Genomic DNA, 8,225 nt, shown 5'->3' with positions numbered 1-8,225 from the left:
GGCCCCGCCCATGAACACGAGCCGCTTCACGCGCCGCGCGAAGCCGGGGTCCTCGCTGAGCGCGAGCGCCACGTTGGTCAGCGGCCCGGTCGCGCACACGGTGAGCTCGCCCTCGTGACGGCGCGAGAGCCGCAGCAGCGCCTGCGCCGAGGACTCCTGCTGCTCGGGCACGTCCGAGTCGGGCAGCTGCTCGGCACCCAGACCGGTCGCGCCGTGGAACTCGCCGGCGGCCGCGTACGGCAGCCGGGTCAGCGGGCGGCCGGCGCCGCGGTGCACGGACACGTCGGCGTCGATCCCGAAGGCGCGGGCCAGGGCGCGGCCGTTGCGGAAGGTCTGCGCGGCGGGCACGTTGCCGCCGACCGTGGTGTACGCCCTGAGGTCCCACAGGCCGGTGCCGAGCAGGTACTGGAGCGCGACGGCGTCGTCGATGCCGGGGTCGCTGTCGAGGACGAGGGGAGCGGGCAAGGGTTCCTCCAGGGCGGATGGGCCGAACGTCGGCCACCGTAACGGGACGAGCCCCTCCGCAGGCGGAGGGGCTCGTCCTTCGAGATCGGCCGGTGCGGCCCGGGGGTCAGTGCCCGGAGCCGGTCCCGACGGCCGGCAGGTCGACCTGCACGCCCTTGTCGCCGGCGTCGGCGGTGTAGTCCGAGGGGGACGTCTCGTCGACGCCCTCGGGGGCCTTCAGCGCCTTCAGGACGAAGGTGAGGACCACGGTGACGACGACGTTGAGCACGAAGGCCGTCATGCCGATGTAGCCGATCTCGCCGATGCCCGGGATCTCCTTCGCGGAGCCGCCGAAGTGCTTCTGCGTCGGCGAGGCCACCCCGTACGCGGCGACCGTGCCGTACACCATGCCGACCGCCCAGCCCGCGAGCAGCGCCCAGCGGTGGAACCAGCGGGTGAACAGGCCGCCGACCAGGGCCGGGAAGGTCTGCAGGATCCAGATGCCGCCCAGCAGCTGGAAGTTGATGGCGACGGTCTTGTCCATGGTGAGGACGAAGGCGAGCGCGCCGACCTTCACGAGGAGCGACACCAGCTTGGAGACCTTGGTCTCCTGCGCGGGCGTGGCGTCCGGCTTGATGAAGTCCTTGTAGATGTTGCGCGTGAACAGGTTCGCCGCGGCGATGGACATGATGGCCGCGGGGACCAGCGCGCCGATGCCGATGGCCGCGAAGGCGACGCCCGTGAACCAGTCGGGGAACATGTCCTCGAACAGCTGCGGGATCGCGAGCTGGCCGTTCTCGACCTTGACCCCGGCCGCGATCGCCATGAAGCCGAGCAGCGCGAGCAGGCCCAGCATGAGCGAGTAGAGCGGCAGGATCGTGGTGTTGCGCCGGATGACCTCGCGGCTCTTCGACGACAGGGTCGCCGTGATCGAGTGCGGGTACATGAAGAGCGCGAGCGCGGAGCCGAGGGCGAGCGTGGCGTAGGTCCAGGTCCCCGACGAGCCGGGCGCGAGCGCGCCGACCGGTTTGTCGGTGGCCGGGTTGATCTTCGAGAACTTGTCGCCCGCGGCGGCGAAGATGTCGTCGAAGCCGCCGAGCTTGATCGGGATGTAGATGATCGCGACGGCGATGACGATGTAGATCAGCGTGTCCTTGACGAACGCGATCAGCGCCGGGGCGCGCAGGCCCGAGGAGTACGTGTACGCGGCCAGGACGCCGAAGGCGATCAGCAGCGGCAGGTCCTTGACGAACCAGTTGGTGTTCTCGCCGCCGCCGACGCCCATGACGTCGAGCACGGCCTGGATGCCGACCAGCTGGAGCGCGATGTACGGCATCGTGGCGAGGATGCCGGTGATCGCGACGGCCAGCGAGAGACCCTTGGAGCCGAAGCGGCCGCGCACGAAGTCCGAGGTCGTCACGTACCCGTGCTTGTGCGAGACCGACCACAGGCGCGGCAGGAAGGTGAAGATCAGCGGGTACACGAGGATCGTGTACGGGACCGCGAAGAAGCCCGAGGCGCCGGCCGCGTAGATCGCCGCCGGGACGGCCACGAAGGTGTACGCGGTGTAGAGGTCGCCGCCGAGCAGGAACCAGGTGATCCAGGTGCCGAACGAGCGGCCGCCCAGGCCCCATTCGTCGAGCGAGGCCTCGTTGTCGGCGCGGCGCCAGCGCGCGGCGAGGAAGCCCATGACCGTGACGGCCACGAAGAACAGGATGAAGACGGTGAGTGCGACACCGTTCACGCCGCCGTTCACGCGCCGGCCCCTTCCTCGGAGGACCGGGCGGCCTTGCGGGACGCCTGGTCGTGCTTCCAGAGCTTGTACGCGAGCATGGTGAGCGCGGTGGAGATCAGCACCCAGAGCATCTGGTACCAGTAGAAGAACGGGATACCGATGAACGCGGGGTCCACCTTGGCGTACGAGCTGACCCAGAGCATCGCCACGAACGGGGCGATGAGGCACAGGGCCACGACGACGCGGAGCGGGGTCACCGTCCGCAGGTCCCCCTGCTGCGCTTGTTGCGCTGCTTGCGGCGCATTGGACATAGAGCGGTTCCGTCCCCTCGCTGACCACTTATCTCGGCTTAACGTGGCGGAAATCTATGGGACAGTCTCGCCCCATGGAACCCCTGTCCGGATAGCGGACGCACCGATGCCGTACTGATATCAACGGCCCGGCGGCGATGAGGCATATGCGAGGGAATGCGCAGGCCGACCGCGCCCGGAGGCGAGCCGCGGAAAGGGCCGCGGAAAGGGCCGCGGAGGGGAGTCGGAGCCCGGTCAGTCCATCGGGCGCTTGAGGCGCGCGACGAACTTGTACCGGTCGCCCCGGTACACCGAGCGCACCCACTCCACCGGGTGCCCCGTGCCGTCGATCGAGTGCCGCGACAGCATGAGCATCGGCAGGCCCACGTCCGTGCCGAGCAGCCCGGCCTCACGGGGCGTGGCCAGGGAGGTCTCGATCGTCTCCTCGGCCTGGGCGAGATGGACGTCGTAGACCTCGGCGAGCGCCGTGTAGAGGGACGTGTACTTGACGAGGCTGCGGCGCAGCGCGGGGAAGCGCTTGGCCGACAGGTGCGTGGTCTCGATCGCCATGGGCTCACCGCTGGCCAGCCGCAGGCGCTCGATGCGCAGCACACGGCCGCCCGCGGAGATGTCGAGCAGACCCGCGAGGGTGTCGTCGGCCGTCACGTAGCCGATGTCGAGCAGCTGGGAGGTGGGCTCGAGGCCCTGGGCCCGCATGTCCTCGGTGTACGAGGTGAGTTGCAGCGCCTGGGAGACCTTGGGCTTGGCCACGAAGGTGCCCTTGCCCTGGATGCGCTCGAGCCGGCCCTCGACGACCAGCTCCTGGAGCGCCTGGCGGACCGTCGTGCGGGAGGTGTCGAACTCGGCGGCGAGGGTCCGCTCGGGCGGGACCGGCGTGCCGGGCGGCAGCGTCTCCGTCATGTCGAGCAGATGCTTCTTGAGGCGGTAGTACTTGGGCACGCGCGCGGTACGGACGGGCGCCCCGCTCTCGTTCTCCGTACTGCTCACGTCGGTGCTCATGCTCCGCCTTCCCGGCTCCGGTGCCGATGCGTCCGATGCAACCGTCGGCCACGGTTCACATCGTGGCACGGCTCGCTCGGGGAGACTCCCGCACGCTCCGTGATCCCTCCTTATACCGGTCACCGGCCCTCTGGTCTAGTCCACGCCGCCGGACGGGGCGGAGGGGTCAACCGGCCTGCCTCACCTGGTCGGTGTCGTTCCGGTAACGGACGCACAGTGCCTTCACAACCACCCTTGACACGTCTATTGGTCTGGGCCAAGCTCCCCGTACTGGTCTACACCATTAGAGGCCAGGTCCCAGTCCCAACAGCCGTATCCGCGTACGTTCGCACGTACTCGCCGTATGTCATCGCTGTGGGTGGGGGGTTGCAGGCATCCCTGAGGAGGGTGACATGAAGCGCAAGCTCATAGCGGCCGTCGGCGTCGCGGCCATGATGGCGGGGGTCGCGGCTTGTGGGGGCGACAGCGACAGCGACGCCGGCAAGGACCCGAAGGACCGCTCCGGCACGGTGACCGTCTGGCTGATGGTGGACGCGCAGAGCACCTGGCCCGAGCTGGTCAAGGACGTCAACGCGCAGTTCAAGAAGAAGTACCCGAAGGTCAAGGTCAACGTCGCGTACCAGCAGTGGGCGGACAAGGCCAAGAAGCTCGACACCGCGCTCGGTGGTGACAAGTTCCCCGACGTCGTCGAGCTCGGCAACACCGAGACGATGCAGTACATCCTCAACGGGGCGCTCGCCGAGATCGACCCGAAGAAGTACGACAACAGCGACAGCTGGATCAAGGGCCTCACCGACACCTGCACCTTCGAGGGCAAGCAGTACTGCGTGCCCTACTACGCGGGCGCGCGCGTCGCGATCTACAACAAGGACATGCTGAAGGCGGCCACCGGCTCCGACACGCTGCCCACCGACGAGACCGCCTTCCTCAAGGCGATGGACAAGGAGACGGCGAAGCAGGGCGCCAAGGACAAGCGCTTCTCCTCGCTCTACCTGCCGGGCCGCTACTGGTACGCCGCCATGTCCTACGTCGCCGCGTACGGCGGCCAGATCGCCAAGTACGACGACGGCTCGAAGGAGTGGAAGGCCAGCCTGTCCGACCCCAAGGCGCAGGAAGGCATCCAGCACTTCATCGACCTGGTGAAGAAGTACAACAAGGGTGACCTCACCAAGGACGAGCAGGACCACGCCAACGTGATGGCGAACGAGAAGGCCGGCGTCCTGTACGGCAACGGCTGGGAGGCCGGCTCCGTCGTCGACGGCAAGGCCAACGGCAACCCGAAGCTCGAGGGCAAGATCGGCACCGCCGCGATGCCCGGCCCGAACGGCAAGACCCTGCCGTCCTTCATCGGCGGCTCCGACCTCGCGGTGACGCAGAAGTCGAAGAACGCGGACCTCGCCGAGGACTGGATCTCCATGTTCACGAGCGAGAAGTCCGAGGAGGTCCTCGCCTCGAAGAACATCCTCCCGAACAACACCAAGCAGCTCCAGCCGCTGAAGGACAAGCCGGAGACGGCCCCCGTCGCGAACGCGGTCGAGAGCGCCTGGTTCACGCCGATCGCCCCGGGCTGGACCGCGATCGAGAAGGAGGAGGTCCTGAAGAACATGCTGCTCGACATCCTCAAGGGCAAGTCCGTGGCCGAGGCCACCAAGACCGCCGACAGCAAGATCGACGAGCTGATCAACAAGGAGTCCTGAGCCACCGGGCTCCGGGTGAAGGGCGGGGCCGGCGACCACCACCGGCCCCGCCCCGACCCCTTTCTCCCTGTCGCAGAGCACGAGAAAGGTCAGCCACGTGACTGCCGCCGACACCAAGGCCGCCGGGCCGCCGCTGAGCACAGCGGACACCCCGCACGGAGGGCCGCTCCCGGAGCAGCCCTCCGGCGCCGGCCGCCCGAAGCGGAAGAAGGGGGCGCTGCTCCCTTACTTCCTGATCCTGCCGGCGATCGTCGCGCTGGCTGCCGTCTATGCGTACCCCCTGGTCAAGACCGTGATCATGTCCTTCCAGGACATGGGCCGGCGCGAGCTGTGGACGGGGGACAGCCCGCCCTGGGTCGGCTTCGACCAGTTCACCAACATCCTCGGTGACGCCGAGTTCTGGCGCGTCACCCTGCGCACCGTCGTCTTCATGGCGGTCTGTGTCATCGCCACCATGGCGATCGGCCTGCTCATCTCGCTGCTGATGATGCGCCTGACCACCTGGGTGCGGCTCACCCTCACCACGGCCCTGATCGCCGCCTGGTCGATGCCGCTGCTGGTCGCCTCGTCGATCTTCCGCTGGCTCGCCGACTCCGACTACGGCCTGGTCAACACGATCATCGCCAAGTTCGTCGGCGACGACTGGCTCGGCCACAACTGGTTCCTCGACCCGCTCCAGGGCTTCATGGTCATCGCCGCCCTGGTCATCTGGGGCGCCATCCCGTTCGTCGTGATCACCCTGTACGCGGCCCTCACCCAGGTCCCGGCGGAGCTGGAGGAGGCCGCCCAGCTCGACGGCGCCAGCGCCTTCGGCGTCTTCCGCTTCGTCACCTGGCCGGTGATCAAGCCCGTCTTCATCATGGTCACCACGCTCTCGGTGATCTGGGACTTCAACGTCTTCGGCCAGATCTGGCTGCTGCGCGGCAACAAGCCCGAGCCGGACTACGAGACCCTCGGGCTCTACTCCTTCTCCAAGGCGTTCACCTCGACGTCCTTCAGCCAGGGCACCGCCATCGCGCTGATCACCGTACTGATGCTGTCCGGCGTGGCCGTGTACTACCTGCGCCAGCTCATGAAGACAGGAGAGGTCGAATGAGCGCCTCCACCGCACCGCAGGCACCGGTGAAGCAGACCCTGCGCCCCGACCGCAAGAAGACCCGGCTCGGCTACAACATCCTCGGGCTCGTCATCGCCGTCGTGATGGCCTTCCCGGTCTACTGGCTGATCATCTCGGCCCTGCGCCCCAACCACGAGATCCGCTCCTACGACCAGACGCTGTGGCCGTCGTCGATCACCTTCGACAACTTCGCGCGCGCCGTGAAGCAGCCCAACTTCGGCACCGCGATCCAGTCCAGCCTCATCATCTCGATCACCGCCGTCGTCGGCGGCATGATCATCGCGACCCTCGCGGCGCTCGCCGTCGGCCGCTTCCGCTTCCGCGGCCGGCGCGCCCTGCTCATGGTCCTCATCCTGGTCCAGATGCTGCCGCCGACCGCGATGCTCATCCCGATCTACGCCCAGCTCAACGCGATGGGCGGCCTCAACGAGTACTGGGGCGTCATCGTCGTCTACCTGGTCTCCACGCTGCCCTTCGCCACGGTCATGATCCGCGGCTTCGTGGTCAACATCCCCGTGGAACTGGAGGAGTCGGCGATGGTCGACGGCTGCACGCGCATGGGCGCGTTCCGCCGGATCATCTTCCCGCTGCTCGCCCCCGGCCTCGCCGCCTCGTCGATCTTCGCGCTCGTCAACGCCTGGAACGAGTACCTCTTCGCGTACATCCTGATGAACGACGACTCGAAGTACACCCTGAACGTCTGGCTCATGACGTTCACGACCGAGCGGGGCACCGACTACGGCGCCCTGATGGCCGCGTCCACGATGATCGCCCTGCCGGTGGTCGTGTTCTTCATGTTCATCCAGAAGAAGATGGCCACGGGTCTCACCTCCGGCGCCGTGAAGGGATAACGCACTCCGATGACAGCACGGACGACACTCGCCCCCGGCACGGACGCCCTCACGCGGGACGCCCTGACGGTCCTGCAACCCGGCTTCACCGGCACCACCGCCCCCGACTGGCTGCTGCGCCGGCTCGGCGAAGGCCTCGCCTCCGTCGGCCTGTTCGGCCGCAACATCGCCGGGCCCGAACAACTCGCCGCGCTCACCGCCCAGTTGCGCGCCGAGCGCGGGGACGTCCTGGTCGCCATCGACGAGGAGGGCGGCGACGTCACCCGCCTCGAGGTGCGCACCGGCTCCTCGTTCCCCGGCAACCACGCGCTCGGCGCCGTCGACGACACCGGCCTGACCCGCGCGGTCGCGCACGAGCTGGGCCGCCGCCTCGCACAGTGCGGCGTCAACCTCAACTGGGCGCCCTCCGCCGACGTCAACGCCAACCCCGACAACCCCGTGATCGGCGTCCGCTCCTTCGGCGCCGACACCGGCCTGGTGGCCCGGCACACCGCCGCCTACGTCGAGGGACTCCAGGCCGCGGGCGTCGCCGCCTGCACCAAGCACTTCCCCGGGCACGGCGACACCGGCGTCGACTCGCACCACGACCTGCCCCGCATCGACGCCGGGCTCGACGTGCTGCACGCCCGCGACCTCGCGCCGTTCCGCGCGGCGATCGCCGCCGGCAGCCGCGCCGTGATGAGCGCCCACATCCTCGTCCCGGCCCTCGACCCCGAGCGCCCGGCGACACTGTCCCGGCGCATCCTGACGGGCCTGCTGCGCGAGGAGCTCGGCTACGACGGGCTCATCGTCACCGACGGCATGGAGATGCAGGCCATCTCCGCGACCTACGGCATCGAGCGCGGCAGCGTGCTCGCGATCGCGGCCGGGGCCGACGCCATCTGCGTGGGCGGCGGGCTCGCGGACGACGACATCGTGCTGCGGCTGCGCGACGCCCTGGTCGCCGCGGTGCGCGCCGGTGAGCTGCCCGAGGAACGGCTCGCGGACGCGGCCGCGCGGGTGCGCTCGCTCGCGGACTGGACCCGGACCCCGGGCACCGCCGCGGACGCCGCCGCGGACGGCGAGGTCGGC

8 protein-coding genes are annotated in these 8,225 nt (G+C 68.9%); 4 read left to right on the top strand and 4 right to left on the bottom strand.

From position 1 onward, the window contains the following. The 4 genes from GTW43_RS37035 to GTW43_RS37020 all read right to left on the bottom strand — a co-directional run. The coding region (locus GTW43_RS37035; RefSeq protein WP_161306349.1) for a nucleoside hydrolase at positions 1–465 on the bottom strand (465 nt) is incomplete at its 3' end. Between the two features lie 106 nt (positions 466–571). Next, positions 572–2,200, bottom strand: a complete 1,629-nt coding sequence (locus tag GTW43_RS37030; protein ID WP_161306348.1) for a sodium:solute symporter — start codon at positions 2,198–2,200, stop codon at positions 572–574. Continuing rightward, positions 2,197–2,490, bottom strand: coding sequence for a DUF3311 domain-containing protein (locus GTW43_RS37025; protein WP_161306347.1), 294 nt, complete (start codon positions 2,488–2,490; stop codon positions 2,197–2,199). The genes GTW43_RS37030 and GTW43_RS37025 overlap by 4 nt, the downstream gene beginning before the upstream one ends. A 234-nt stretch (positions 2,491–2,724) precedes the next feature. Further along, on the bottom strand, positions 2,725–3,489 hold the full coding sequence (locus GTW43_RS37020) for a GntR family transcriptional regulator (RefSeq protein ID WP_161306346.1): 765 nt from the start codon (positions 3,487–3,489) through the stop codon (positions 2,725–2,727). 392 nt (positions 3,490–3,881) lie between these two features. Here GTW43_RS37020 and GTW43_RS37015 point away from each other — a divergent pair, with 392 nt between their 5' ends. The 4 genes from GTW43_RS37015 to GTW43_RS37000 all read left to right on the top strand — a co-directional run. Continuing rightward, positions 3,882–5,186 (top strand): sugar ABC transporter substrate-binding protein, encoded by a 1,305-nt coding sequence (locus GTW43_RS37015; RefSeq protein ID WP_161306345.1) that lies wholly within the window; start codon positions 3,882–3,884, stop codon positions 5,184–5,186. Positions 5,187–5,283: 97 nt separating this feature from the next. After that, positions 5,284–6,282, top strand: a complete 999-nt coding sequence (locus tag GTW43_RS37010; RefSeq protein WP_161306344.1) for a sugar ABC transporter permease — start codon at positions 5,284–5,286, stop codon at positions 6,280–6,282. After that, positions 6,279–7,154, top strand: coding sequence for a carbohydrate ABC transporter permease (locus GTW43_RS37005; protein ID WP_161306343.1), 876 nt, complete (start codon positions 6,279–6,281; stop codon positions 7,152–7,154). The genes GTW43_RS37010 and GTW43_RS37005 overlap by 4 nt, the downstream gene beginning before the upstream one ends. A 9-nt stretch (positions 7,155–7,163) precedes the next feature. Continuing rightward, positions 7,164–8,225 (top strand): glycoside hydrolase family 3 protein (locus GTW43_RS37000; RefSeq protein WP_161306342.1); only part of this gene is annotated, 1,062 nt, incomplete at its 3' end.

Origin of the sequence: Streptomyces sp. SID5785 (assembly GCF_009870065.1) — a bacterium.
Taxonomy (GTDB): domain Bacteria; phylum Actinomycetota; class Actinomycetes; order Streptomycetales; family Streptomycetaceae; genus Streptomyces.
The sequence above is the reverse complement of the archived record's forward strand: the minus strand, read 5'-3'. Positions and strand labels throughout refer to the sequence as shown.

Coding starts and splice junctions, on each gene's coding strand:
- GTW43_RS37025 (WP_161306347.1), bottom strand. CDS start 2,490: ATGTCCAATGCGCCGCAAGCAGCGCAACAAGCGCAGCAGGGGGACCTG.
- GTW43_RS37020 (WP_161306346.1), bottom strand. CDS start 3,489: ATGAGCACCGACGTGAGCAGTACGGAGAACGAGAGCGGGGCGCCCGTC.
- GTW43_RS37015 (WP_161306345.1), top strand. CDS start 3,882: ATGAAGCGCAAGCTCATAGCGGCCGTCGGCGTCGCGGCCATGATGGCG.
- GTW43_RS37005 (WP_161306343.1), top strand. CDS start 6,279: ATGAGCGCCTCCACCGCACCGCAGGCACCGGTGAAGCAGACCCTGCGC.